Origin of the sequence: Alteromonas sp. D210916BOD_24, from assembly GCF_047159385.1 — a bacterium.
Classification (GTDB): Bacteria; Pseudomonadota; Gammaproteobacteria; order Enterobacterales; family Alteromonadaceae; genus Alteromonas.
This window is the reverse complement of record NZ_AP038333.1, coordinates 1,555,247-1,578,733: the sequence shown is the minus strand read 5'-3', so window position 1 is coordinate 1,578,733 and position 23,487 is coordinate 1,555,247. Positions and strand designations below refer to the sequence as shown.

Genomic DNA, 23,487 nt, shown 5'->3' with positions numbered 1-23,487 from the left:
GCGTAGCTTAGCCCATGCAAAGGAATTCAATGCACCGACGACAACGCCAGGCCATTCGAGACCACTCAGCGGAAGCCAATCTGTTTGCCCGTCGTGCCACCATTGCGTTTCTGATTGTCGTCTTTATGCTCGGTATCGTGCTGCACAATTTGTATTCTTTACAAGTCACCCAGTTTGAAGACTATCAAACTCGCTCTAACGGTAACCGAATTAAAGTCTTGCCCATTGCACCCAACCGCGGTCTTATTTACGACAGAAATGGCCTATTGCTCGCAGAAAACCGCCCCGTTTTCAGTTTAGAAGTCATTCCAGAGCAAGTTGAAGATATTCAGGCAACGCTTGATGAACTCACTGAGTTGATGGGGATTACCCAAGATGAATTAGAGCGCTTTCAAGCAACGTTGAAGGGGACACGTCGCTTTAAGCCCGTTGCGTTGCGCACGCAGTTAACTGAAGAAGAAGTGGCGTTGTTTTCAGCCAGTAAACACAAATTCGCTGGTGTTCAGATTGAAGCGCGCTTGGCGCGTTATTATCCATATAAAGATACACTCACCCACGCGCTGGGCTATGTTGCGCGTATTAACAAGCGCGATTTACAAAAACTCGTTGAAGCGGGTCAGGAAGATAACTACGCAGCCACCCACGATATCGGCAAATTGGGGATTGAAAAGTATCACGAGGAGTTGTTACACGGTAAAGTGGGCTATCAGCAAGTGGAAGTGAATAACCAGGGCCGAATTATACGTGTGCTAAACGTCGACCCACCCACGCCCGGTAAAGACATTGTACTTAATTTAGATTTGTCATTACAGCTTGAAGCACAGCGTATTATCGATGGGATCCGCGGTGCTATCGTAGTGACAGATGTAAAAACCGGCGGCGTACTCGCTCTGTATTCCAATCCAAGTTACGACCCTAACCTCTTTGTACATGGTATAAGTAATAAAAACTATTCTGCTCTGCTTAATTCACCAGACAGACCGCTAATTAACCGTACCACCCAGGGGCAATATCCGCCGGCGTCGACGATTAAACCTCATTTAGGCTTATTGGGACTGGAAGAAGGCATTATTACCGAAGATTATACCATCAGAGATAACGGTAAGTATCAGTTGCCTAATGTCGATCACGTATGGCGTGACTGGCGTCGTTGGGGTCACGGCGAAGTTAACGTTTCAAAAGCCATAGAAGTGTCGTGCGATACTTTCTATTACGACTTAGCGTACAAACTTGGTATCGATAAAATCAGTGAAGCCATGTATGAATTTGGTTTCGGCGACTTCACTGGTATTGACCTTTACGAAGAGTCAGATGCCAATATGCCCAGCCGTGGTTGGAAACGCGCACGCTTTAACGAGCCTTGGTATATTGGAGACACCATTCCCGTAGGCATTGGACAGAGTTATTGGACCATTACCCCTATCCAGCTTATTCACGCGGTTAACACCCTTGTCAATCGCGGCGAGCGCAATATTCCTCAACTCATTCGCGGTTATATGAACCCTGATAACTCAGTTGATCTTATCGCACAAAAGTCGTTGCGCCCCATTGAGATTAAGAAACAGGAAAATCTGGATATCATTTTAAGTGCCATGCACGATGTTGTCAGCGGTGAAGAAGGCGGTGCGAGACACGCTTTTGCCGATACCCCATACGATTCTGCGGGTAAAACAGGTACTGCCCAGTTGTTTACTGTAGGCCAAAATGAAAAATACGACGCCAGTAAAATAGACGAAAGGCTGCGTGATAATGCAATGTATGTTGGGTTTGCGCCTTTCAACAACCCAGAAATATCAGTCATGGTCGTGTTAGAAAATGTGGGTGGCGGCAGTAAAAATGCCGCGCCAGTCGCCCGACAAATAATGGATTTTTATTTCAAAGACCGCGTTTTTGAACCCGTAGAAGACGATATCACGGAAGCGTTCGATGACGCGCAAGGCACAACACCATGAAAAGAACGACCTTGAATTCTGATAAAATTAGCCTGTTACAGCGCATACACATTGATGGATGGCTGTTATTGGGGTTATTGGTACTCAGCGGTGTTGGTCTATTCACCTTATATTCCGCATCCGGCCAGGATATGGGGCAAATGGAAAGACAAGTCGTTCGACTGGGACTGAGCTTTTTTGCCATGTTTGCCCTCGCTCAACTTCCTCCTGGGTTCTATCAACGCATTTCTACCTATGCCTTTGCTGCCGGACTATTAATGCTTATTGCCGTGTTGTTATTTGGGGATATGGGCAAAGGGGCACAGCGCTGGTTAGATCTTGGATTTATTCGTTTTCAACCGTCAGAGCTCATGAAGCTCGCGGTGCCAATGATGGTGGCTTGGTACATCAGTAAATTTACTATGCCGCCGCGTACTATTCACGTTATTGTCGGGTTTGTGCTTGTAGTAGTGCCCACCATACTCATTGCCAAACAACCTGACTTAGGTACGTCATTATTGATTGCCAGTTCTGGTATTTTTGCCATTTTTCTTGCCGGTATGAGTTGGAGACTGATTTCACTGGTCGGCGCCATGGTGGGTGCATTTGCCCCTGTGATGTGGTTTTTCTTAATGGAAGACTATCAAAAGCAACGGGTGCTCACCTTCTTAAATCCAGAAAGTGATCCCCTTGGCTCTGGCTACCACATCATTCAATCTAAAATAGCTATTGGTTCTGGCGGTATTGAGGGAAAAGGCTGGTTACAGGGCACGCAATCGCAACTGGAGTTTTTACCCGAACGCCACACTGATTTTATTTTTTCAGTGTTCAGTGAGGAGTTTGGGCTTACTGGCGTAATTGCGTTATTACTCATCTATCTGTGTATTATCTTACGCGGCTTGATTATTTCCAGTAGAGCACAGGATGCGTACTCAAAACTACTCGGCGGCAGTATTACCCTTACCTTCTTCGTATATGTTTTCGTGAATATGGGCATGGTATCGGGCTTATTACCTGTGGTAGGTGTCCCCTTACCTTTGGTCAGTTATGGTGGTACGTCAATGGTGACATTGATGGCAGGTTTTGGCATTCTAATGTCTATCGCCACTCAAAAACGATTAATGTCCAGATAAAGGGTATGCAGTCACAACATCACAATGGGTTATCATTTGCGCTTTTCGCCAGTTTATCGTTTGATAAACATGCTCATTGCGTCAGTAAAAAGCCGATAAAAGGAGTAAGAATCGCGCTTTTTGCCATGCTATGTACTTTGCTATGTGCTTGCCAGAGCGCCCCGTCTGGACGATACACTCAGCGACATGACTCCGCCCCCAGACACGTCGAAAAAATACCAGAAACCCTAGACGCTGTTCCTAAATACGAAGCCTATCGCGTGTTTAATAGCCGCCCTTATAAAGTATTAGGCAATCACTATACACCTTTGACATCAGGAAAAGGTTTTGAGGAAATCGGATACGCCAGTTGGTATGGTCAAAAATTTCACGGCCACCTTACGTCTAACGGCGAAACTTATAACATGTTTGCTATGAGTGCAGCGCATAAAACCCTCCCCTTACCTTCTTACGTTAAAGTCACCAACCTGGACAATAACAAGCAAGCCATAGTGCGTGTTAACGACCGTGGACCTTTCCACGACAATAGGATCATCGATTTATCCTATGCTGCAGCGGTAAAGCTGGGTTACCACAGTAAAGGAACGACCAAAGTTAAAATTGAAGTCATTCATTTCGATGAGCACAATAATGTCACTGTGGGTAATGGCCCCACTGTATCCTACGATGAATATTTAGGCATTAATGAAGCCCCTGACGTACAAGTCGCTGCGAACAACGGGCCAGATGAACTTGCCCTCCCCACTGGCAGCGCAAAACAAGTCGCATCATCCCTTACTCCACACTTATCCGAAGACGCTTTTTATATTCAGGTTGCGGCCCTTTCAAACGCCGAAAAAGCCAAATCAATTTCTAATGTGTTATCAGCGCTTTACCAAGTACCTGCGCACTTGCCTGTGGCTGACAACATCTACAAATTACAACTTGGCCCCATAGCCGATGAAACCGTTGTTGCAGAGTTGCTGCAACAGCTTAAACAAAATGGCTATCCCAATGCGTATGCCATATCTCCAACCTTGTAATTTCCGGCTATCACTGTCTAGTTAGTGCAGTCTTGTTTATAAAATCGACGTGTTTATGGCAAAACTGTGGCAATTAACAGGCATTCTGGTTATTTCTGGCTGAAACCACTACTCAGCCGTAAACTTTTTTGATAAAACCAAGTCTTATAACCACACGTATGTATTGCTGACTCTCTTTGATAGTTACGCATACTTACTGGTATTATCAGCTGCCTTTCGTTAGGATCGCAGTTGTGCTTCTCGCGATTATGTTCGAGAAGTATGATTTGTACCAATGCTCATCGACAAGTAGCGACTTGCTTTAGAACATTGCTATTAAAGCTAAACTGGGTAGCTCTATTTGTGGAAAATCCACCATAGAAGAAGCTTTACATTTACACGGATACTACGGTCAAAGAAATTATAACCATGCTTAGAACAATTCAACGCGCTAAACCGTCTTTACTCTCATTTGCCTTATTCATACTCGGCACTTTTTTTCACGTTGCCAATGCAGCTGTAGTAACGCCCCCTGCGCCTACCGTAGCCGCTGAAGGTTTCCTGCTAACCGACTTTGAAACGGGCCATGTAATTGCGTCTAAAAATGAAGAGATGCAGCTGGCTCCTGCCAGTTTAACTAAAATTATGACCATCTACGTCATTGGTAAAGAGATACAAGCCGGTAACATAAGCTTAGATGACGAAGTAACTATTTCCGAAAATGCATGGGCGAAGAAATTCCCAGATTCTTCAAAAATGTTTATTGAAGTAGGTACACAAGTATCCGTGCGTGACCTTTTAAGAGGCATTGTAGTGCAATCAGGTAATGATGCCTGCGTTGCCATGGCAGAACATGTGGCAGGTTCAGAATCAGCCTTTGCCAGTATGATGAATGCACACTCTGCCGCATTGGGGATGACAGGTTCACACTGGGTAAACGCCCACGGTCTCCACGACCCTGATCACTATACTACGCCAAAAGATATGGCTGTCTTATCTCGCGCACTTATCGCTGAAACACCAGAGATGTACAAAATTTACAGCGAAAAAGAATTTACTTACAACGGTATTAAGCAATACAACCGCAATAGCCTACTTTGGGATAAAAGCCTGAATGTTGACGGTATCAAAACCGGCCACACTTCAGACGCAGGCTACAGCCTTATCACCTCAGCTGAACAAGGTGGTATGCGACTCATTTCGGTGGTAATGGGCACAGACAGCGAACGCGCCCGTAAAGTAGAAAACAAAAAACTACTGAAATACGGTTTTAGATTTTATGAAACCCTAACGCCATACGAAGCGGGTCACAGTTTTGTCGCACACCGCATTTATATGGGTGACAGAGAAACCGTAGACCTTGGAATTAACCAATCTACCCCCATTACTATACCACGTGGTCAAGCGGCCAATTTAGAGGCTAACTTTGAGCTAGATAAGAAGCTGGAAGCCCCATTAGCCAAAGGTCAAGTGGTGGGTAAGCTATTCCTACAACTCGATGGTGAAGACGTGGCAAGCTACCCCTTAGTCACGCTTCAAGAAGTAAAAGAAGGTAGCTTCTTTACCCGCATGAAAGACTACATAATGCTTCAGCTCGGTTTTGATGATGAGTAACTTCAGATAAATTACATCAAAAGCCTAGTTGTGAAGCGGCCAGATTTGTTACAATCTGGCCGTTTTTTTATATTAAAGCCGTATCGAGGATATCGCATGGATACCCGTTTTGATGAACTATTAGATTTTCCCACTCACCAGACTTTTAAGGTGATGGGCATAGCGCATGATGATTTACCTGATCAGGTTATCACCTGCCTTCAGCAGCACGCGCCTGGAGATTACTCACCTTCTGTTAAGCCAAGTAGCAAAGGTAATTACCATTCTGTGTCGATCAGCGTACGCGTTACCAGTAAAGAGCATATGGAAACCATTTATACTGAACTGGCGAAACTGGAATTGGTTAGGGTTGTATTATAAGTGAGCGAGTCGCTATCTCAATTAGCCGTTGATGAAGTGATTGTCCGTCAATTGGGGCGTCAATCTTACGAACCTATTTTACAAGCTATGCAACGCTTCACCGACGAACGCAACGCCGACACTACTGATGAAATATGGCTGGTCGAACACGATCCTGTATTTACTCAGGGGCAGGCAGGCAAAGCTGAGCATATCCTAATGCCAGGCGACATACCTGTAGTTCAAGTAGATAGGGGTGGTCAAGTCACCTATCACGGTCCGGGCCAGCAGGTTATTTATCTACTGCTTAACATTAAACGTCGAAAATTAGGTGTTCGCCATTTAGTCACAGCAATGGAAGAGGCAGTGGTCGGATTACTCGCTAAATATGCAGTAAAGGCCTATGCAAAGCCCGATGCACCTGGCGTGTACGTAGATGAAAAGAAAGTGTGTTCTTTGGGTTTACGAATTCGCAATGGCTGTTCGTTTCATGGGTTAGCGTTAAATGTTAATATGGACTTGTCGCCGTTTCAGCGGATTAACCCCTGTGGGTATGCGGGTATGGAAATGATTGACACCGCAAGGTTAAACGGCCCGACAACGCTAGAAAAGGCTGGTAGTGAGCTGACAGACTTGCTACTTGATGCGCTGTCCATTACCCAAACAAATTATAAAGAAGGTTTTGATGAGTAACGCACGTCCTAAGGCGGGGGTAAAACTCCGTGACGATGAAAAAGTAAAACACATTCCGGTCACTATTATTCCTACCGAAAAGGAAGAAATGCTGCGCAAACCTGAATGGATAAAAATCAAACTACCTCGTACTACCGAGAAGATTGATCACATCAAGCAAACCTTGCGCAAAAACAAACTGCACTCCGTGTGTGAAGAAGCCAGCTGCCCTAACCTAGCAGAATGCTTTAACCACGGTACAGCGACCTTTATGATCCTGGGTGACATTTGTACCCGTCGCTGTCCATTCTGCGATGTGGCACATGGTAAACCCCTTCCACCCAGTGCAGAAGAGCCTGAAAAGCTGGCTAAAACCATTGCAGAAATGAAACTGCGTTATGTGGTTATAACATCTGTAGATCGCGACGATTTGCGCGATGGCGGTGCACAACACTTCGTCGATTGTATAAACGCAATTCGCGAACACAGTCCATCTACGACCATTGAGGTGTTAGTGCCTGATTTCCGTGGCCGTATGGATCGCGCCCTTGAAATATTCAAAAACGGGGTGCCAGACGTATTCAATCACAATTTGGAAACCATTCCGCGCTTATACCGCGAATGTCGTCCAGGCGCGAACTACCAATGGTCTCTGGACTTGTTGAAAAAGTTTAAGGCGCAACACCCCGACATAATGACCAAATCTGGCTTAATGATGGGTATGGGTGAAGAGAACGAAGAAATTGAAGGTGTATTGCGTGACCTACGCGCGCACAATGTAGATATGTTGACGTTGGGTCAGTATCTTCAACCCAGTCGTCATCACTACCCAGTAAAACGCTATGTGCATCCAAAAGATTTTGATGCACTGGGTGAATATGCAAAAGAAATCGGCTTTACCCATGCCGCATGCGGCCCTATGGTGCGTTCGAGCTATCACGCCGACCAACAGGCAGCAGGTAAAGAAGTCAAATAGCGCTACTGCACTTAGACCTATACCAATGTTTCTTAAAAGCGGTGAGTATTCTCACCGCTTTTTTTTTGTTTAGTCACAGCTCTTTTTAACCTTCAATTTTAAATTTCAAACTCATCGCCGTTTACTTAGCACAATAGGGTGACAAAAAACGTCGTGTTGTTAGAATGCCCCACACATTTAGATTTACCCTGTGGGATGTAAGGTTTTTGATGCGCAAACATATCTATATAGCTTATACCGGTGGTACTATCGGTATGAAGCCATCAAAGCAAGGTTATGTACCAGCGGCAGGCTTCCTCGCCGACACACTAAAGAACATGCCTGAATTTCATCGTACGGAAATGCCGCTATTTACGCTTCACGAATACGATAACCTGATTGATTCTTCTGATATGGATCCATCGGATTGGCAACGTATCGCAGATGACATAGCCGACAATTACCACAAGTACGATGGCTTTATCATTTTGCATGGTACCGATACCATGGCGTACACAGCATCTGCACTTAGCTTTATGCTTGAGGATTTGTCTAAACCTGTCATTGTAACAGGCTCACAGATCCCCCTCGCGGAATTGCGCTCTGACGGACAAGTAAACTTGTTAAACGCACTCTATGTAGCGGCTAATTACCCCATTGCAGAAGTAGGACTGTTTTTTAACAATCGTCTGCTGCGAGGTAACCGCAGTCGAAAAGTCGATGCCGATGGTTTTAGCGCCTTTGACTCCCCTAACTTCCCGCCTCTGTTGGAAGCCGGGATAAATATTCGTGTTAAGGCAGGCACGCTTGCAAAGCACCCTACCGACTCGCTTACTGTGTCCAGCGTAAAAGCCCAGCCTATTGGCATGGTGAGTTTATACCCGGGTATCGCGCCAGAAGTGATTAAAAACACCCTTCAGCAACCGGTAAATGCACTTATATTGTTAAGCTATGGCGTAGGTAATGCACCGCAAAACCCTGAACTTATTGCCCAGCTTAAATATGCCAAAACCCGTGAAATTCCCGTTCTCAATTGCACCCAATGTATGCGTGGACGCGTCAACATGGGTGGCTATGCCACAGGCCATGGCTTACAAGAAGTCGGCGTACTCTCGGGCAGCGATATGACCCCTGAAGCTGCGTTGGCAAAGTTGCATTACCTGTTAAGTAAAGGGTTAACCTATCAGGAAATCAGCGAAAAGCTAACACAGAACTTGCGTGGCGAACTCAGCGAATAACACACTTTAAGGTTTTCATGTGACAACACATTATACAGGCACGCTGCAAAAAATGCGTAGTGAAGCCGACAACACCAATAACGTCCACTACGCGTTACCTATTGGTGAGGATTCCGTTAATATCAACGCACTCATCGGCAAACATATTACTCTTACCTACCATGGTGAAATTAATTGTATCCACTGTGATCGCAAGACTAATAAAAGTTTTAACCAAGGTTACTGCTACCCCTGTTTGATATCACTGGCCCAGTGTGACAGTTGTATTATTAAACCGGAAAAATGCCATTATCACGAAGGAACCTGCAGGGAGCCCGAGTGGGGAGAAACCCACTGCTTCAACGAGCATTTTGTCTACCTTGCCAACACAGGTACAGTGAAAGTGGGTATCACCCGTCAGGTAACGGAAGGCGTATCCACTCGATGGATAGATCAAGGCGCTACACAAGCGACTATTATGCTTCGCGTACCTGATAGGCTCACCAGTGGATTGGTAGAAACGCTATGTAAAGACCATATTGCCGACAAAACTAACTGGCGTACCATGCTAAAAGGCCAGCCTGAGCAAGTTGATTTGGAGCAGGTTAAAGCACAACTCATGGAAAAAATCAGTGCTCAGTTAAATGTGCTTAAGCAAGAGAAAGGGCTACAAGCAGTATCAGAAGTAAACGCCACTACCCATCATATTCATTACCCCGTGGAGTCATACCCGGTAAAAATAAAATCACTCAACTTAGACAAGACCCCGTCATTTAGTGGCGTGTTAAATGGGGTAAAAGGTCAATATTGGTTGTTAGACGAAGACCGAGTGATCAACATACGCAAATTTGCGGGTTACCGTGTAACCTTAAGCGTATAACACAACACTGTATTTACTCACTCACTTCAAAAGGCGCAAACTTTGGGGAACACCTCAAGGTCGCGCCTTTAAAAAGTTAACGTGCAGGCAAACGTCAGTATTTAATCCCAAAATTCAAAATAGTCTGCGGAATTTCTTTCAGGCTTGGGTGCAGGTTCAAATGCGGGCGTCCCCAAGTATAAAAAGCCCACAATTTCATCGTCTTCAGTCAATCCTAAACCCTGTTTAACGATGTCACATTGAGCGTAACTTCCCGTTCTCCACATGCCGTTAAACCCTTGTGCTACAGCTGCCATTTGCATCGCGACTACCGCGCAGCTGGCAGAGGCGATTTGCTCTACTCTAGGCACTTTTTCGTGTTCAACGTATTTTGCAATGGCTACCACCACCATAGGTGCCCGAAGCGGTAATTGAACCGCTCTTTCAATTTCCTTTTGCGATTTTTCATTTTCAATGGCGGATTGTTCATACAATGCGCCTAATTTATTTAATCCCTTATCCTGACAGACGATAAAACGCCAAGGGGTTAAACACGCGTGATCAGGAGCACGCAGCGCAGCTTGCATAATATTCTCCAATGCTTCGCCACTAGGTGCTGGGGCGTTCAGTCGCGGTTGAGAGCTTCTATTGAGTAATAAAGTCAGTGCATCCACGTTTGTTCTCCGCTTTGTAGGATCAGAAATTACTGTTTAGATCCTACGACTGACTTATCAAAAAGACCAGAACAATCCGGTGCTTACTTCATAATTTTTGAGTTGCTTACGCAAGTCAAATGCGAACGTCATTTTTCTAACCGCTTAACAAAGTAGTAGTCCAGACTGACGTACCGCCCGCCCCCAAAGAAAAGCAGTACCAATAACATAACTAAATACGTCGCAGCGAACTCTATTCCATTGTTTAAAATTACAAAATTTCCACTCTCGGTTAGCCAGTTATAATGGCCGTGTTCTTGTAGTAAAGATGTCGCCGCACTCAGCTTTTCAGGCGCAGCCATAATACTAGCGTCATAATAAATAGTGCCGTCAGCTAGCCAGGAAGACGCATCTGCTATGGCAAGCCATCCATTTTGAGCGTGTACAGTCACAATTGCGACCACCATTGTTACAATAAGCGGCAAACTCGCAAGGCGCGTGAACATTCCAAATAGCAAAAACATCCCTCCCACCAATTCAGCGGCTGTGGCCAGTAACGCCATTAGGTAAGGGAGTGGTAAGCCCAATCCGTAGTCATCATTGCCAAACCAATCAACAATATTTGAAAAGTTTGTCGCTTTATTCCATCCTGCCTGGATTAAAACAGGTGCGAGGTAGAGCCTGAGTAAAAGCAAAGGTAGCCCATCGGCGTATCGCAAAATAGATACAATATGTGTATAAAGGTGTGTCATTATCAAAGCCGTAACGCTAATTCAGTACATTGATAATAAAAGAACGCCAGTCAATGAAAAAACTTTCACCTCAAGCAGTAAAAACGTCGCCGTTCACTCGAATTATGCATAAGGGCCACCAGAAAACGGGGTACAAGAAGAATTCTGGCCAGTTGTTAATGCAATTAAGTGAAAATGATCACAAGCGTATAGCGACGTTGATAGCACAATGGTTGGAGAAAGACGACCACACCTGATTATGGCGCATATTAATCACAAAGATTTACAATTAAGTTCGCGATCTAATTCGTTTCAGGTAACATAATAAGGTTAAACCGTACGTGTGACTGTCGCAGTTAGCGTCTTACACCTGTTGTATTAATTCAAAAAAAGGTAGTGGTATATGGCAGCCAAAGGAAGTTGGACAAAATCCTTATTTATTGGCCTGTGGACGGTGCTTAACTTCACCCGCAAACTTTTCTTTAATATCATCTTTTTAGCCATATTCATTGGTTTAATTATCGCCATTGCGAATCAAGAAAACGACCAACTTACCGTTAACGCGAACAGCGCTTTGTTTCTTACGTTGAACGGCAAACTGGTTATCGAAAAGGAAAGCGTTGATCCTTTTGAGCAATTTTTACAAGAGTCATTGGGCGACCAACCGGAGAATCCCGAGGTATTGGTAGCGGATGTCGTTAAAGTGCTTGAAAATGCACAAAAAGACCGTCGAATTAAAGCGCTGGTGCTTGACCTACACGGGCTCAGCGGCGGTGGCCTGGATAAACTACGCACAGTGGCCAATGCAATTGAGCAATTTAAAACCTCTGAAAAACCCGTTTACGCCATAGGCGATTATTTTTCACAAGACCAGTATTACCTGGCGGCTCACGCCGATACTATTTACCTTAATCCGATGGGCAGCCTGCTACTTGAAGGTTACGGCCGCTATACCATGTACTTCAAAGATATGTTGGAAAAGTTAAAAGTTACCACCCATATCTTTCGCGTAGGCACCTATAAATCAGCCGTTGAGCCCATTATGCGCAACGATATGTCTGAGGAAGCAAAGCAAGCTGAAAGACAGTGGCTTGATGGATACTGGTCTCAATATAAGCAAGATGTCGCTAACGCCAGAGGTATTGACCCCACTAATTTTGATGAGACCCTTGAAGGCTTACTGGCTAAATTTGAAGCTGCTGGCGGCGATTTTGCCCAATATGCATTAGAAAATGGCTGGGTCGACGCATTGAAAACGCGCGAAGAAGTACGTCAGGAATTAATTGAGATTGTCGGTGAAGGTGACAACCGCCACGGGGTTAATTTAACCGCCTATAATACCTATTTAAAAGTCATTAACCCACCTATGCCCAAACTAGAAAATGGCATGGATAAAGTGGCAATAGTAGTGGCTAAAGGCACCATATTAGATGGTGAACAAAAGGCCGGTACCATTGGCGGAGACAGCACTGCTCGCCTGCTACGCAAAGCGCGTTTAGACGACAAAGTTAAAGCGGTAGTGTTGCAGATTGACTCGCCGGGAGGAAGTGCTTTTGCGTCAGAGGTTATCCGTCAAGAAGTGCTACAGTTGCAGCTAGCGGGTAAGCCGGTTGTAGCGTCTATGAGCACCTATGCCGCCTCTGGTGGTTACTGGATTGCAGCAAGCACCGATAAGATAATAGCCAGTCCTAGTACGATCACTGGGTCTATCGGCGTGTTTGGCATGTTTATGACATATGAAAACTCTCTTGATTATCTGGGCATCCACAGTGATGGTGTTGGATCCACAGAACTGGCGGGGTTCTCGGCAGTTCGCCCCCTTGCGCCTGAGTTTGGCCAAATACTCCAACGCAACGTAGAAAATACTTACGGCAACTTTATATCTTTAGTCGCCAACGCTCGCGATATGTCTGTTGAGGCAGTTGATGACGTTGCACAAGGCCGGGTGTGGATTGGTACTGATGCATTGCAACATGGCTTAGTAGACGAATTAGGTACATTGGATGACGCAGTCGTTGCTGCGGCAGAAATGGCAGAATTAGCACAATACGATACAGTGTATGTGAAACGCACCTTGTCTGCGCAAGAACTCTTCTGGAAAGAGTTCTTTGGTCAAGCAATGACATTTGTTGGGAAGTGGCAATTTGCTTCAGCCGACTCAGCGCTGGTCAATGAATTCAAACGCGTATTGAAAGAATTCAGTTTAATTAACAAATTAAACGATCCACAAGGCACCTATGTACTTTGTTTGCCCTGTGACGTGCGTTAACAGAGTAATTACTAAGGCGAAATAAAATAAGCCCTGAGGCCAACAAACGAAAAGCGAACGCGCTCTTCACTGTGTAGTGAGAGCGCGTTTATGTTTGTTATTAACACGCTACATATTTAAAAAGTTTTACGATTATTGCCACTTACGACTTAACTGAGTATCAACGTCATGCTATTACCTCTGCAGTAGAGGCCTGTTATGACAAAGCTGACGCATTTTTTGGGCAAGCTTTCCCTCGCCCAACGGTAACGTACAGACGCTCGGGGCGAAACGCAGGTACGGCGTTTCTCCAACAAAACCGAATTAACTTCCACCCCACTTTATACAAAGAGAATGAAAAGATATTTCTCGAGAATGTAATACCACACGAAGTGAGTCACTTGTTGGTGTGGTTACTATATGGAAAAGTCAAACCTCACGGGGCAGAATGGCAATCTGTCATGGTAAAGGTTTTTAATTGTCGCCCTGATACCACACATCAATTTGATATTAGACGCGCGGCCAATACCTTTCGCTATACGTGCCATTGCGATAGCTATGAATTGTCCACTCGCCGCCACAATAATGTGCTAAAGGGGATGCAATACCGTTGTAAACGCTGCCGCCATCCACTCAAGCACCAAACCCAGTAACATCACCTACTGAATGGCACGGTGCACGCTGTAGAGTGTTAGTTAAACCACTGCTTAGTAAAAACGTTGTCTAAATCGTTAAATGCGGTTTTAAGTAACTTGGCCAATTCTTTGTATTTAGGCTGACTTTTAAGGGAAGCTAAATCACACCCTTGCGTACGCATTTTACTGTGGATTTCCTGATACCAGCTTTTCAATTGTGGAGGTAGATGCTGTTCTGAACGGTGACCAAGCCACAGCAACCCCTGCATGGGTAAACTAATAAAGAATGCGCCAATGGCAATAGTTTGGGGGAGATATTGGGTACCTAAGTTTTGCAACAACAATGCACAACAAATAATGGCGACAGGCGGCATGGTTTTAATTGCAAATTTAGTCGCAGCCACAACGCGGCACTCCGGGAAATAAGCATAAAGCTCCTTTCGAACAGGCCACGTTTTCATGTACTTTTGCCCATCTTTCAACATTGTCATCACAGATTGAGACATGGTTTTCCCCTTGGCACTAAGATTCCCGAACACCTTCGTATTATCGGCTGCTGTACATAAAATTGTAATAGTCTTTTTGGCTAATACAAGCCAGTTCGTCTTGTATATACCCGTTATTCTCGCTAATCGTTCAGTGGTGCAAACCTTTAAGTGACATTTTGGCAATCAAAAGGCATCATACAGGGGTAAACTAATAACTATAGAAAGTTACCGTGGGATAAGGTTGATTTAAATTTTTATGCCCTTACCTAGCGTTGTAAGAGATTTATTTTAAGTCCCTTCATGGGGAAATTATTTGGAGACGAAAATGGCAGAAAGCAGACACGTCCGTCTACTTATCTTAGGTTCAGGCCCAGCTGGCTATTCAGCTGCAGTATACGCAGCGCGTGCCAATTTAGAACCTGTACTATTAACGGGAATTCAACAGGGCGGACAGCTTACTACCACGACAGAAGTAGAAAACTGGCCGGGTGACCCAGAAGGACTGACGGGTCCTGATTTAATGGTTCGCATGCAAAAGCACGCAGAGAAATTTGATACAGAAATTATTTTCGATCACATCAATAAAACTGATCTTACTAAGCGCCCTTTCACACTTTACGGTGATAGCGGTACTTATACGTGTGATGCACTAATCATTGCAACCGGTGCTTCAGCTAAATACCTTGGTTTAGACTCAGAGCAAGCCTTTATGGGTAAAGGTGTATCAGCATGTGCCACATGTGACGGATTCTTTTACCGCAACCAAAAAGTAGCAGTAATCGGCGGTGGTAACACGGCTGTTGAGGAAGCGTTATACCTTTCAAATATCGCTTCAGAAGTACACGTTGTTCACAGAAGAGACACATTCAGAAGTGAGAAGATTCTTGAGCAGCGCCTGCGTGACAAAGCTGAAAATGGCAATGTTGTACTCCATTTGAACCGCACTCTTGATGAAGTACTTGGCGATGAAATGGGCGTAACGAAAATCAGAGTTAAAGATACTGACAGCGACGCCACCGAAGAAATTGATGTAATGGGGCTATTTGTTGCCATTGGCCACAAGCCAAATACAGACATTTTTGAAGGTCAACTTGAAATGAAAGACGGCTATATTGTTGTTAACAGTGGCCTTAATGGCAATGCTACGCAAACCAGCGTAGAAGGTATTTTTGCCGCAGGCGATGTGAGTGACCACATTTATCGCCAAGCCATCACTTCAGCCGGCACTGGCTGTATGGCAGCACTAGATGCAGAGAAATTCCTTGATGGCTTTAAGCCAGAGCAAGGCTAATACGACTCATTTAAGCCCCATCATCAATGGGGCTTTTTTCCTATGATTGCACTTCATTATTTAGAAGAAGGGGCTCCCTTCCCTCCCGTCGAGAGTGCGTTGGACGAGCCCAATGGTTTATTGGCCTTTGGTGCTGATTTAAGTCCTTCAAGACTGTTCTCTGCATATTCACAGGGTATATTCCCTTGGTTTAGTGAAGATGAACCACTGTTGTGGTGGTCACCAGACCCCCGTGCCATTATTGAATTACATGATTTTAATGCCACCAAGAGCCTGCGAAAACTGGCACGCCAACAAAAGTACCTTGTAACGTTAAACCATGCTTTTGATCGCGTTATTGCCGCATGTGCCTCTATCCCACGAAAAAGCCTACACAATGGCGATGTTTCTAATGAGACATGGATCACTGACGACATGACACAAGCGTACAGTCAGTTACATGGCCTGGGATTAGCCCAGTCTGTCGAAGTGTGGGACAAGGATATTCTGGTTGGCGGGTTATACGGCGTTGCCATTGGCAAAGTGTTTTGTGGTGAATCAATGTTTCACACGCAAAGCAACACCTCCAAATTAGCGATGTATGCCCTTGTTGAACATATGAAAGCCTGTAAACTGGCTTTTATCGATTGCCAGCTTCCTACCGAACACCTTATGTCGTTGGGGGCAAAAGCAATTTCTAGAAACGCTTTTGTTACAAAACTTCGTCAAAACAACCATACCTTGACTGACGAAGGTAAGCTTACGTCAGAGTACTTAGCTTGTTGGCAACCTAAGGTGATTACCCCGTGAAGTTTGGGATTACTCAGTCATTTTCGTGTAGCTATTTGCCTAATGAGCAAGAACAATTGCTTGTGTACGCCGAAAATAGTGAATTTCAGGCATGGCGCTATTCACAGTTGATTCAAGCCGGCTTCCGGCGAAGTGGTGAACAGATTTACCGCCCCCATTGCCCCAGCTGTAAAGCGTGCCAGTCTGTGCGAATACCGGTGGATGAATTCACACCTTCCAGAAGCCAAAAACGCTTGTTAAAAGCTAACCGTCATTTCAGCGTCAACTTTGTCACACAACCCCAGCCCACTTACTATCCTTTGTACGAACGCTACATCACGCAACGCCATGCTCAGGGAAGTATGTATCCACCGTCTAAAACCCAATTCGACAACTTTGTCGAGAGCGGCTGGATGAAAACTCACTTTCTCGAAGCTTATGACAAAGACAAGTTAATAGCCGTGGCCGTCACTGACATCGTTGATGCCACTGAACACAAAGCGGCATTGTCTGCCCTGTATACGTTTTTTGACCCAGAATATACGTCATCTTCATTAGGTACGTGGATGATTTTAATGCAAATAGAACAGGCAAAATTATTAGACTATAAACACGTATATTTGGGTTACTACGTAGCCGGTTGTCAAAAAATGTCTTATAAACACAATTTCCTCCCCTTTGAGCAATTTAGTGACAATCAGTGGCATCGTTTCACAAAAAAACTGACACCTTCAGAGCCAACTGAATAATTTGCCTGTTTTGCTGTTTATTTAGACTAATTGCTATTAATTACTTTACACTGCACCCAAGATTGGGTAAGGTCTGCGCGGCAAAAATTTTGAATTACTGAGGTAACTGCTTTACATGGCAAAAGAAGATTGTATTGAAATGGAAGGTACAGTGTTAGATACACTGCCTAACACTATGTTCCGCGTTGAACTGGAAAATGGTCACGTTGTGACTGCACACATCTCTGGTAAAATGCGTAAGAACTATATTCGAATTCTTACTGGCGATAAGGTCACCGTTGAGATGACTCCTTACGATTTGACCAAAGGTCGCATCGTTTATCGCGCAAGATAATGAGCCATTGAAGCGGTAACGCATAAAAAAGCCCGATACTAATCGGGCTTTTTCGTTTCTGCTTTAATGCATTGTTATTAGCTGGGCTCAGCCTCTTCAGACGCGGCATTGACACCTGTGAACTCAAACGTCAGTTTGTCATCAATACAGTCAACTTTCACACTTCCGCCTTTTGACAGTTCACCAAACAACAACTCATTGGCCAGTTCCTTCTTCAACTCATCTTTAATAAGCCTTGCCATTGGACGGGCTCCCATGGCCTTGTCGTAGCCTTTCTCTGCGAGATAAGCTCTTGCATCACTGGTCACTTCAAGTGACACACCTTTCGCGTCCAGTTGTGCTTGCAGCTCGATAATAAATTTATCTACTACCTGAAGAATAATTTCTGGGTCTAGGTGATTGAACCAAATGATGCCATCTAAACGGTTGCGGAACTCTGGCGTAAAGACCTTGTTAATCTCAGTCATCGCATCATGACTATGATCCTGTTGTTTAAAGCCAATTGATTTACGCACCGTTTCTTGTACACCAGCATTGGTCGTCATCACCAATACTACATTTCTAAAATCAACTTTACGGCCGTTATTGTCCGTTAGCGTACCGTGATCCATCACTTGCAATAAAATGTTGTATATATCGCTGTGCGCTTTTTCTATTTCATCGAGTAACACCACCGAATACGGGTTTTTAATTACCGCGTCTGTCAGTAAGCCACCTTGATCAAAACCCACATAACCCGGAGGGGCGCCAATCAATCGGCTGACGGCGTGGCGTTCCATGTATTCAGACATGTCAAAACGCACAAGCTCAACACCCATAATTTTCGCCAGCTGCTGAGTCACTTCAGTTTTACCTACGCCGGTGGGTCCAGCAAACAGGAAGCTGCCGATAGGCTTAGTTTCAGCACCCAGTCCCGAACGAGATAGCAATATGGCATCGTTTAGGGTTTCGATGGCTTTGTCTTGGCCAAACACCACCATCTTTAAATTGCGCCCTAGATTTTTCAGTACTTCTTTATCCGATGCTGACACTGACTTTTCAGGTATACGGGCCATTTTTGCAATAATCTGCTCAATATCCCCCACCCCAATCGTCTTTTTCCGTTTTGACGGCGGTAACAGCCGCTGACTGGCTCCCGCTTCGTCCATCACGTCTATGGCTTTATCTGGAAGGTGACGTTCATTAATGTACTTTGCCGATAACTCTGCAGCAGCCTGAATCGCTTTTTGTGTAAAGCGCACATTGTGGTGCTCTTCATAACGGCTTTTCAGTCCTAACAAGATTTTGGTCGTATCACTCACGCTAGGCTCAGTAACATCGACCTTTTGAAAACGACGAGCCAACGCCCTGTCTTTCTCAAAAATGCCTTGGTATTCCTGATAAGTTGTAGAGCCAATACAGCGAAGTTCACCGCTCGACAATTTGGGTTTCAGTAAGTTAGATGCGTCCATAACACCACCGGAGGCTGCACCTGCACCGATAATCGTATGGATTTCATCAATGAATAAGATGGCATTCTTATCTTTACCCAACTCTTTCAAAATCGCTTTTAGACGCTTCTCAAAATCGCCACGGTATTTAGTGCCAGCAAGCAGACCACCTAAATCTAAGGAATATACCGTGCTTTCTGCAATAACGTCAGGCACGTCGTCATTTACTATGCGATAGGCCAAACCTTCTGCTATTGCTGTTTTACCGACTCCCGCTTCCCCAACCAATAAGGGGTTATTTTTACGTCGACGGCAAAGAATTTGAATGGTGCGTTCTACTTCAGCATCACGGCCAATTAACGGGTCAATTTTGCCTTCTTTTGCAGTGCGATTAAGATCAGTTGCATATTTACTTAATGCCGAACCACCCTCTTCGCTGATTTCCCCTTCTTCAGACGCTTCTGGGTTAACTGGCTCATCGTCATCGGCTTTGCTTACGCCGTGACTGATAAAGTTAACCACGTCTAATCGGGTTACGTCGGCTTTCTTCAGAATATAAACCGCTTGCGATTCCTGTTCACTGAAAATAGCCACAAGCACGTTGGCACCAGTGACTTCATCTTTACCTGACGATTGCACATGAAACACCGCGCGCTGAAGTACACGTTGAAAACCCAAAGTAGGTTGAGTTTCTCTTTCGTTAATTTGATCTTCAAGAATAAGCGGAGTGGTATCTTTAACAAAAGCGAGAAGTTCGCTCTTAATCGCCTCCACATCGGCACCACAAGCTTTAAGCGCTTCGCGAGCTGCTGAGTTGTCAAGTAATGCCAATAACAAATGCTCTACCGTCATAAATTCATGACGATGCTCTCTGGCAAATACAAACGCACTGTTTAACGTCTGCTCTAATTCTTTATTTAACATATAGCTCGCCCTCTACAAAAAACCTTATGCTTGCTCCATCGTGCACATCAGCGGGTGCTGATGCTTGCGTGCGTATTGATTGACCTGCATTACTTTCGTTTCTGCAATCTCTGCAGTAAAAATGCCACACACGGCTTTTCCCTGATAGTGAACGGTCAGCATAAGTTGGTTGGCTTTCTCAGTATCCATATTGAAAAACTGCACAAGTACCTCAATGACGAAGTCCATAGGGGTATAATCGTCATTATTTAACAACACTTTATACATGGGAGGCGGCTGCGGTTTTTGTCGCTGCGCGTCTTTAAGTTTTTCCTTCTCGATACTTATCGTGTTGTCTTTACTCATAACTTAATAATAGTGGTTTAATGGCAGATGTGTGTACAAACTTTTGAATAAATTTATTCACATTAGCCCTTGACATAATATGGTTAAAAAATCTACATTTTGATAGTGACAATTGAGTGATGCTGTTCGTTAATACTCAGTTCACTGTGTCTCTGGATCTATAATGGGGGCATATACGTATGAGTTCAAGGATTAAGAGGAAGTCGAAGTATGGCGGTTGGTAAAGTTAAATGGTTTAACAACGCAAAAGGTTTTGGATTTATCGTACCCGAGGACGGCGGAGAAGATATTTTCGCGCACTACTCTACGATTCAAATGGACGGCTACCGTTCATTGAAAGCAGGACAAGAAGTGACGTTTGAAATTCAGCAAGGCCCAAAAGGTCTCCACGCTGAAAATATCGGCTTCAAAGAAGAACCTGAACGTTAAGAAAGAATTCTAAAGGTCCGACACGGTTGTCGGGCTTTTGCTTTTGAGTGGCCTTTTTTAATGCTGCCGGCTAGGCTTTGCTTTTTTATAAATTCTTAAGCCGTCACTTATCTCCCTTCTACACTGCATTGCTTTATGATTAGAAGCGTCTCCCGCATTTATCAAAATTTGTTTCTGCCCCCTAACTCACTTTTACTTTTGGTTGAGAAAGTAATGGACGAAGCGGTGTAAAGCTTTGCGCTTCGATAAATTATTTAACCGTTAACGTTATTATAAGTTCGAATTTCACATTCGATTACCTACTCTAGTTCTTGCGTTACCGTGGAATACACGCCCTACACTACATACCGTTGAAGGTGTAAAGCCTTACTAAAATAAACAGGTTTAAGGTGCTAGTAGCTACATATACAGTAGATAAAAAAAACCCATTGGGTTATCCAATGGGTTTTATACAATGCTAGTGGCTAGACGTTAGCCTGTTAGACAATAAAATTACGCACCAAGAATGGTTTTCAATGTAGCACTAGGCGACATAGTGGCGTATAGCTTGTCTTCGTCAGGATAGTAGTAACCGCCGATATCCTGCGGCTTACCTTGAGTCGCATCAATTTCAGCAATGATGCTGTCAATCTTAGCCGACAATTCATCATACACAGGCTTAAATTGCGCAGCTAAACCTGCATCTTCAGTCTGGTTTGCTACTTCTTCTGCCCAGTATAGGCCCAGGTATACGTGGCTACCACGGTTGTCTAATTCACCTGCTTTACGCAACGGTGACTTACCATTATTAAGCAGTTTTTCGGTTGCTCTATCTAATGCCGTAGCAATGATTTTGGCTTTCGGGTTGTCGTGCTTGATAGCAACATCTTCCAACGACACTGCCAAGGCGAGGAACTCACCCAGCGAATCCCAACGCAAGTGACCTTCTTCAACAAATTGTTGGACATGCTTAGGTGCAGAACCACCCGCGCCCGTTTCGTAAAGGCCACCGCCAGCCATTAGCGGTACAATTGACAGCATTTTAGCACTGGTGCCAAGCTCTAAAATTGGGAACAAATCAGTCAGGTAGTCACGAAGTACGTTACCTGTCACCGAAATGGTGTCTAAGCCACGGATTGCACGTTCCATGCTGTAACGAATTGCGCGTACTGGCGACATAATTTGAATGTCCAGACCAGCAAGATCATGCTCCTGAAGGTACTTCTCAACTTTCTTGATTAGTTGAGCGTCATGAGCACGCTCATCGTCAAGCCAGAATACCGCTGGCATACCAGACTGGCGAGCACGTGTTACGGCTAGTTTTACCCAATCTTGAATTGGCGCGTCTTTTACCTGACACATACGCCAGATATCGCCTTCTTCAACGTCGTGCGATATAAGCACGTTACCGTCCTGATCAACAATTGATACAGTACCATCTGCATGTAATTCAAATGTCTTATCGTGTGAACCGTATTCTTCTGCTTTCTGTGCCATCAAGCCAACGTTTGGCACTGTACCCATCGTCGTTGGGTCAAACGCACCATGGGTCTTACAGAAGTTGATCACTTCCTGATAGATAGTCGCGTAGGTACTTTCTGGAATAACGGCTTTCGTATCATGCGGCTTGCCATCTGGTCCCCACATTTGACCTGAATTACGGATCATCGCAGGCATTGATGCGTCTACGATAACGTCGCTGGGTACGTGCAGGTTTGAAATGCCTTTGTCAGAATTTACCATCGCAATAGGAGGACGATCTGCATAACATGCATTAATATCAGCCTGGATTTCAGAACGCTGACTTTCTGGCAAGCTGGCTATTTTGTCGTATACGCTACCAAGACCATTATTAGGGTTAACACCTAACTCGTTGAACAGGTCGCCCCACTTGTCGAAAAGGTCTTTGTAAAACACTTTAACACAGTGACCAAATACAATAGGGTGAGACACCTTCATCATGGTGGCTTTTACGTGAAGCGAGAATAAAATGCCTGTGTTCTTCGCATCTTCAATTTGATCTTCAAAGAATTTACACAAGGCCTTCTTGCTCATGAACATGCCGTCAATGACTTCACCGGCCAGTAAATCAACACGAGGTTTAAGGGTTTTCTTGCTACCATCTTTACCCGTGAATTCAATGCTGACATAGCCGTCTTTTTCAACGGTGACTGATTTTTCACCCGAGTAAAAGTCACCACCACGCATATGCGCAACGTGGGTACGCGATGCCTGAGACCATTCACCCATTGAATGAGGATGCTTACGGGCATAATTTTTAACTGCAGTTGGCGCACGGCGATCTGAGTTACCTTCACGCAATACAGGGTTTACTGCACTACCCAATACTTTTCCATAGCGCTCCCGAATGTCTTCTTCTTCAGCATTTTTTGGTGCATCAGGAAAAGCCGGTACATTGAACCCTTTCGCGTTTAACTCTTTGATAGTGGCACGAAGTTGAGGAATTGAGGCACTGATATTAGGCAGCTTAATGATATTAGCGTTAGGGTCTTGCGTCATCTCACCCAGCTCAGCAAGTGCATCTGGCACCTTCTGGTCTTCAGACAAGTATTCTGGGAAATTTGCCAATACGCGAGCAGCAAGTGAAATATCGCTGAGTTCCACATCGATATCTGCAGCTGCAGCAAACTTCTGGATAATAGGAAGCAATGAATAGGTCGCCAGCATAGGCGCTTCATCAGTCTTCGTGTAGATGATCTTAGACTTGGTCATTATATACCTCAATATTGTCGGCAGCGTAC

Annotated in this window: 23 protein-coding genes; 17 read left to right on the top strand and 6 right to left on the bottom strand. The window is 44.7% G+C overall.

The window, feature by feature from the left end; genetic code table 11:
- Nucleotides 1-29: 29 nt before the first annotated feature.
- From mrdA to ACMCM8_RS06810, 9 genes are all read left to right on the top strand, one after another.
- On the top strand, nucleotides 30-1,952 hold the full coding sequence (gene mrdA, locus ACMCM8_RS06850; RefSeq protein WP_412726768.1) for a penicillin-binding protein 2: 1,923 nt from the start codon (nucleotides 30-32) through the stop codon (nucleotides 1,950-1,952).
- Nucleotides 1,949-3,064: a rod shape-determining protein RodA gene (gene rodA / locus ACMCM8_RS06845; RefSeq protein ID WP_412726766.1), complete on the top strand. Its 1,116-nt coding sequence runs from the start codon at nucleotides 1,949-1,951 to the stop codon at nucleotides 3,062-3,064. Before mrdA ends, rodA begins: the two co-directional genes overlap by 4 nt.
- Nucleotides 3,065-3,189: 125 nt before the next feature.
- Nucleotides 3,190-4,086, top strand: a complete 897-nt coding sequence (locus ACMCM8_RS06840) for a septal ring lytic transglycosylase RlpA family protein (RefSeq protein WP_412727640.1) — start codon at nucleotides 3,190-3,192, stop codon at nucleotides 4,084-4,086.
- 408 nt (nucleotides 4,087-4,494) lie between these two features.
- Nucleotides 4,495-5,679: a D-alanyl-D-alanine carboxypeptidase family protein gene (locus ACMCM8_RS06835; protein ID WP_412726764.1), complete on the top strand. Its 1,185-nt coding sequence runs from the start codon at nucleotides 4,495-4,497 to the stop codon at nucleotides 5,677-5,679.
- 96 nt (nucleotides 5,680-5,775) lie between these two features.
- On the top strand, nucleotides 5,776-6,039 hold the full coding sequence (gene ybeD, locus ACMCM8_RS06830) for a DUF493 family protein YbeD (RefSeq protein WP_412726762.1): 264 nt from the start codon (nucleotides 5,776-5,778) through the stop codon (nucleotides 6,037-6,039).
- Entirely contained in the window at nucleotides 6,040-6,711 is a 672-nt protein-coding gene (gene lipB / locus ACMCM8_RS06825) for a lipoyl(octanoyl) transferase LipB (RefSeq protein ID WP_412726760.1), read from the top strand.
- On the top strand, nucleotides 6,704-7,666 hold the full coding sequence (gene lipA, locus ACMCM8_RS06820; protein WP_412726758.1) for a lipoyl synthase: 963 nt from the start codon (nucleotides 6,704-6,706) through the stop codon (nucleotides 7,664-7,666). The genes lipB and lipA overlap by 8 nt, the downstream gene beginning before the upstream one ends.
- Nucleotides 7,667-7,875: 209 nt before the next feature.
- The gene (ansA, locus tag ACMCM8_RS06815; protein ID WP_412726756.1) at nucleotides 7,876-8,883 is read left to right on the top strand and encodes an asparaginase; all 1,008 of its coding nucleotides are present in this window, start codon (nucleotides 7,876-7,878) and stop codon (nucleotides 8,881-8,883) included.
- Nucleotides 8,884-8,902: 19 nt separating this feature from the next.
- The gene (locus ACMCM8_RS06810; RefSeq protein ID WP_412726754.1) at nucleotides 8,903-9,742 is read left to right on the top strand and encodes a DUF2797 domain-containing protein; all 840 of its coding nucleotides are present in this window, start codon (nucleotides 8,903-8,905) and stop codon (nucleotides 9,740-9,742) included.
- Nucleotides 9,743-9,843: 101 nt separating this feature from the next.
- Here ACMCM8_RS06810 and ACMCM8_RS06805 read toward each other — a convergent pair whose 3' ends face one another.
- Nucleotides 9,844-10,395, bottom strand: a complete 552-nt coding sequence (locus ACMCM8_RS06805) for an NAD(P)H nitroreductase (RefSeq protein ID WP_412726752.1) — start codon at nucleotides 10,393-10,395, stop codon at nucleotides 9,844-9,846.
- 128 nt (nucleotides 10,396-10,523) lie between these two features.
- Complete coding sequence (locus ACMCM8_RS06800; protein ID WP_412726750.1) at nucleotides 10,524-11,126, bottom strand: HvfX family Cu-binding RiPP maturation protein; 603 nt, start codon at nucleotides 11,124-11,126, stop codon at nucleotides 10,524-10,526.
- Nucleotides 11,127-11,179: 53 nt separating this feature from the next.
- Between ACMCM8_RS06800 and ACMCM8_RS06795 the strand changes: the two genes are divergently transcribed.
- From ACMCM8_RS06795 to ACMCM8_RS06785, 3 genes are all read left to right on the top strand, one after another.
- Nucleotides 11,180-11,362, top strand: coding sequence for a hypothetical protein (locus ACMCM8_RS06795; RefSeq protein ID WP_412726748.1), 183 nt, complete (start codon nucleotides 11,180-11,182; stop codon nucleotides 11,360-11,362).
- Nucleotides 11,363-11,508: 146 nt separating this feature from the next.
- Nucleotides 11,509-13,374, top strand: a complete 1,866-nt coding sequence (gene sppA, locus ACMCM8_RS06790; RefSeq protein ID WP_412726746.1) for a signal peptide peptidase SppA — start codon at nucleotides 11,509-11,511, stop codon at nucleotides 13,372-13,374.
- A gap of 131 nt (nucleotides 13,375-13,505) precedes the next feature.
- On the top strand, nucleotides 13,506-14,006 hold the full coding sequence (locus ACMCM8_RS06785) for a SprT family zinc-dependent metalloprotease (protein WP_412727638.1): 501 nt from the start codon (nucleotides 13,506-13,508) through the stop codon (nucleotides 14,004-14,006).
- A gap of 38 nt (nucleotides 14,007-14,044) precedes the next feature.
- Here the strand turns inward: ACMCM8_RS06785 and yfbV are convergent, their stop codons facing one another.
- On the bottom strand, nucleotides 14,045-14,494 hold the full coding sequence (yfbV, locus tag ACMCM8_RS06780; protein ID WP_412726744.1) for a terminus macrodomain insulation protein YfbV: 450 nt from the start codon (nucleotides 14,492-14,494) through the stop codon (nucleotides 14,045-14,047).
- Between the two features lie 307 nt (nucleotides 14,495-14,801).
- Here yfbV and trxB point away from each other — a divergent pair, with 307 nt between their 5' ends.
- The 4 genes from trxB to infA all read left to right on the top strand — a co-directional run bounded on the left by trxB (nucleotide 14,802) and on the right by infA (nucleotide 17,618).
- Nucleotides 14,802-15,767 carry a thioredoxin-disulfide reductase gene (trxB, locus tag ACMCM8_RS06775; RefSeq protein WP_412726742.1) on the top strand — a complete coding sequence of 322 codons (966 nt, stop codon included), beginning with the start codon at nucleotides 14,802-14,804 and terminating at the stop codon, nucleotides 15,765-15,767.
- A 42-nt stretch (nucleotides 15,768-15,809) separates the two neighbouring features.
- The gene (gene aat, locus ACMCM8_RS06770) at nucleotides 15,810-16,556 is read left to right on the top strand and encodes a leucyl/phenylalanyl-tRNA--protein transferase (protein ID WP_412726739.1); all 747 of its coding nucleotides are present in this window, start codon (nucleotides 15,810-15,812) and stop codon (nucleotides 16,554-16,556) included.
- Nucleotides 16,553-17,284, top strand: a complete 732-nt coding sequence (locus tag ACMCM8_RS06765) for an arginyltransferase (protein WP_412726737.1) — start codon at nucleotides 16,553-16,555, stop codon at nucleotides 17,282-17,284. The genes aat and ACMCM8_RS06765 overlap by 4 nt, the downstream gene beginning before the upstream one ends.
- Nucleotides 17,285-17,399: 115 nt before the next feature.
- The gene (gene infA / locus ACMCM8_RS06760; RefSeq protein ID WP_014949333.1) at nucleotides 17,400-17,618 is read left to right on the top strand and encodes a translation initiation factor IF-1; all 219 of its coding nucleotides are present in this window, start codon (nucleotides 17,400-17,402) and stop codon (nucleotides 17,616-17,618) included.
- A gap of 77 nt (nucleotides 17,619-17,695) precedes the next feature.
- On the opposite strand, the gene clpA is transcribed toward infA, so the two are convergent.
- Nucleotides 17,696-19,972 carry an ATP-dependent Clp protease ATP-binding subunit ClpA gene (gene clpA / locus ACMCM8_RS06755; RefSeq protein ID WP_412726735.1) on the bottom strand — a complete coding sequence of 759 codons (2,277 nt, stop codon included), beginning with the start codon at nucleotides 19,970-19,972 and terminating at the stop codon, nucleotides 17,696-17,698.
- A 24-nt stretch (nucleotides 19,973-19,996) separates the two neighbouring features.
- A complete protein-coding gene (gene clpS, locus ACMCM8_RS06750; RefSeq protein WP_412726733.1) occupies nucleotides 19,997-20,317 on the bottom strand; it encodes an ATP-dependent Clp protease adapter ClpS in 321 nt (106 codons plus the stop codon).
- Nucleotides 20,318-20,527: 210 nt separating this feature from the next.
- Between clpS and cspD the strand changes: the two genes are divergently transcribed.
- A complete protein-coding gene (gene cspD / locus ACMCM8_RS06745) occupies nucleotides 20,528-20,746 on the top strand; it encodes a cold shock domain-containing protein CspD (protein ID WP_412726731.1) in 219 nt (72 codons plus the stop codon).
- A gap of 492 nt (nucleotides 20,747-21,238) precedes the next feature.
- Here cspD and ACMCM8_RS06740 read toward each other — a convergent pair whose 3' ends face one another.
- Nucleotides 21,239-23,458 (bottom strand): NADP-dependent isocitrate dehydrogenase, encoded by a 2,220-nt coding sequence (locus tag ACMCM8_RS06740; protein WP_412726729.1) that lies wholly within the window; start codon nucleotides 23,456-23,458, stop codon nucleotides 21,239-21,241.
- Nucleotides 23,459-23,487 lie beyond the last annotated feature (29 nt).

Coding starts and splice junctions, on each gene's coding strand:
- ACMCM8_RS06835 (WP_412726764.1), top strand. CDS start 4,495: ATGCTTAGAACAATTCAACGCGCTAAACCGTCTTTACTCTCATTTGCC.
- infA (WP_014949333.1), top strand. CDS start 17,400: ATGGCAAAAGAAGATTGTATTGAAATGGAAGGTACAGTGTTAGATACA.
- ACMCM8_RS06795 (WP_412726748.1), top strand. CDS start 11,180: ATGAAAAAACTTTCACCTCAAGCAGTAAAAACGTCGCCGTTCACTCGA.
- yfbV (WP_412726744.1), bottom strand. CDS start 14,494: ATGTCTCAATCTGTGATGACAATGTTGAAAGATGGGCAAAAGTACATG.
- rodA (WP_412726766.1), top strand. CDS start 1,949: ATGAAAAGAACGACCTTGAATTCTGATAAAATTAGCCTGTTACAGCGC.
- aat (WP_412726739.1), top strand. CDS start 15,810: ATGATTGCACTTCATTATTTAGAAGAAGGGGCTCCCTTCCCTCCCGTC.
- ansA (WP_412726756.1), top strand. CDS start 7,876: ATGCGCAAACATATCTATATAGCTTATACCGGTGGTACTATCGGTATG.
- cspD (WP_412726731.1), top strand. CDS start 20,528: ATGGCGGTTGGTAAAGTTAAATGGTTTAACAACGCAAAAGGTTTTGGA.
- clpS (WP_412726733.1), bottom strand. CDS start 20,317: ATGAGTAAAGACAACACGATAAGTATCGAGAAGGAAAAACTTAAAGAC.
- mrdA (WP_412726768.1), top strand. CDS start 30: ATGCACCGACGACAACGCCAGGCCATTCGAGACCACTCAGCGGAAGCC.
- trxB (WP_412726742.1), top strand. CDS start 14,802: ATGGCAGAAAGCAGACACGTCCGTCTACTTATCTTAGGTTCAGGCCCA.
- lipA (WP_412726758.1), top strand. CDS start 6,704: ATGAGTAACGCACGTCCTAAGGCGGGGGTAAAACTCCGTGACGATGAA.
- ACMCM8_RS06840 (WP_412727640.1), top strand. CDS start 3,190: ATGCTATGTACTTTGCTATGTGCTTGCCAGAGCGCCCCGTCTGGACGA.
- ACMCM8_RS06800 (WP_412726750.1), bottom strand. CDS start 11,126: ATGACACACCTTTATACACATATTGTATCTATTTTGCGATACGCCGAT.
- sppA (WP_412726746.1), top strand. CDS start 11,509: ATGGCAGCCAAAGGAAGTTGGACAAAATCCTTATTTATTGGCCTGTGG.
- clpA (WP_412726735.1), bottom strand. CDS start 19,972: ATGTTAAATAAAGAATTAGAGCAGACGTTAAACAGTGCGTTTGTATTT.
- ybeD (WP_412726762.1), top strand. CDS start 5,776: ATGGATACCCGTTTTGATGAACTATTAGATTTTCCCACTCACCAGACT.
- ACMCM8_RS06740 (WP_412726729.1), bottom strand. CDS start 23,458: ATGACCAAGTCTAAGATCATCTACACGAAGACTGATGAAGCGCCTATG.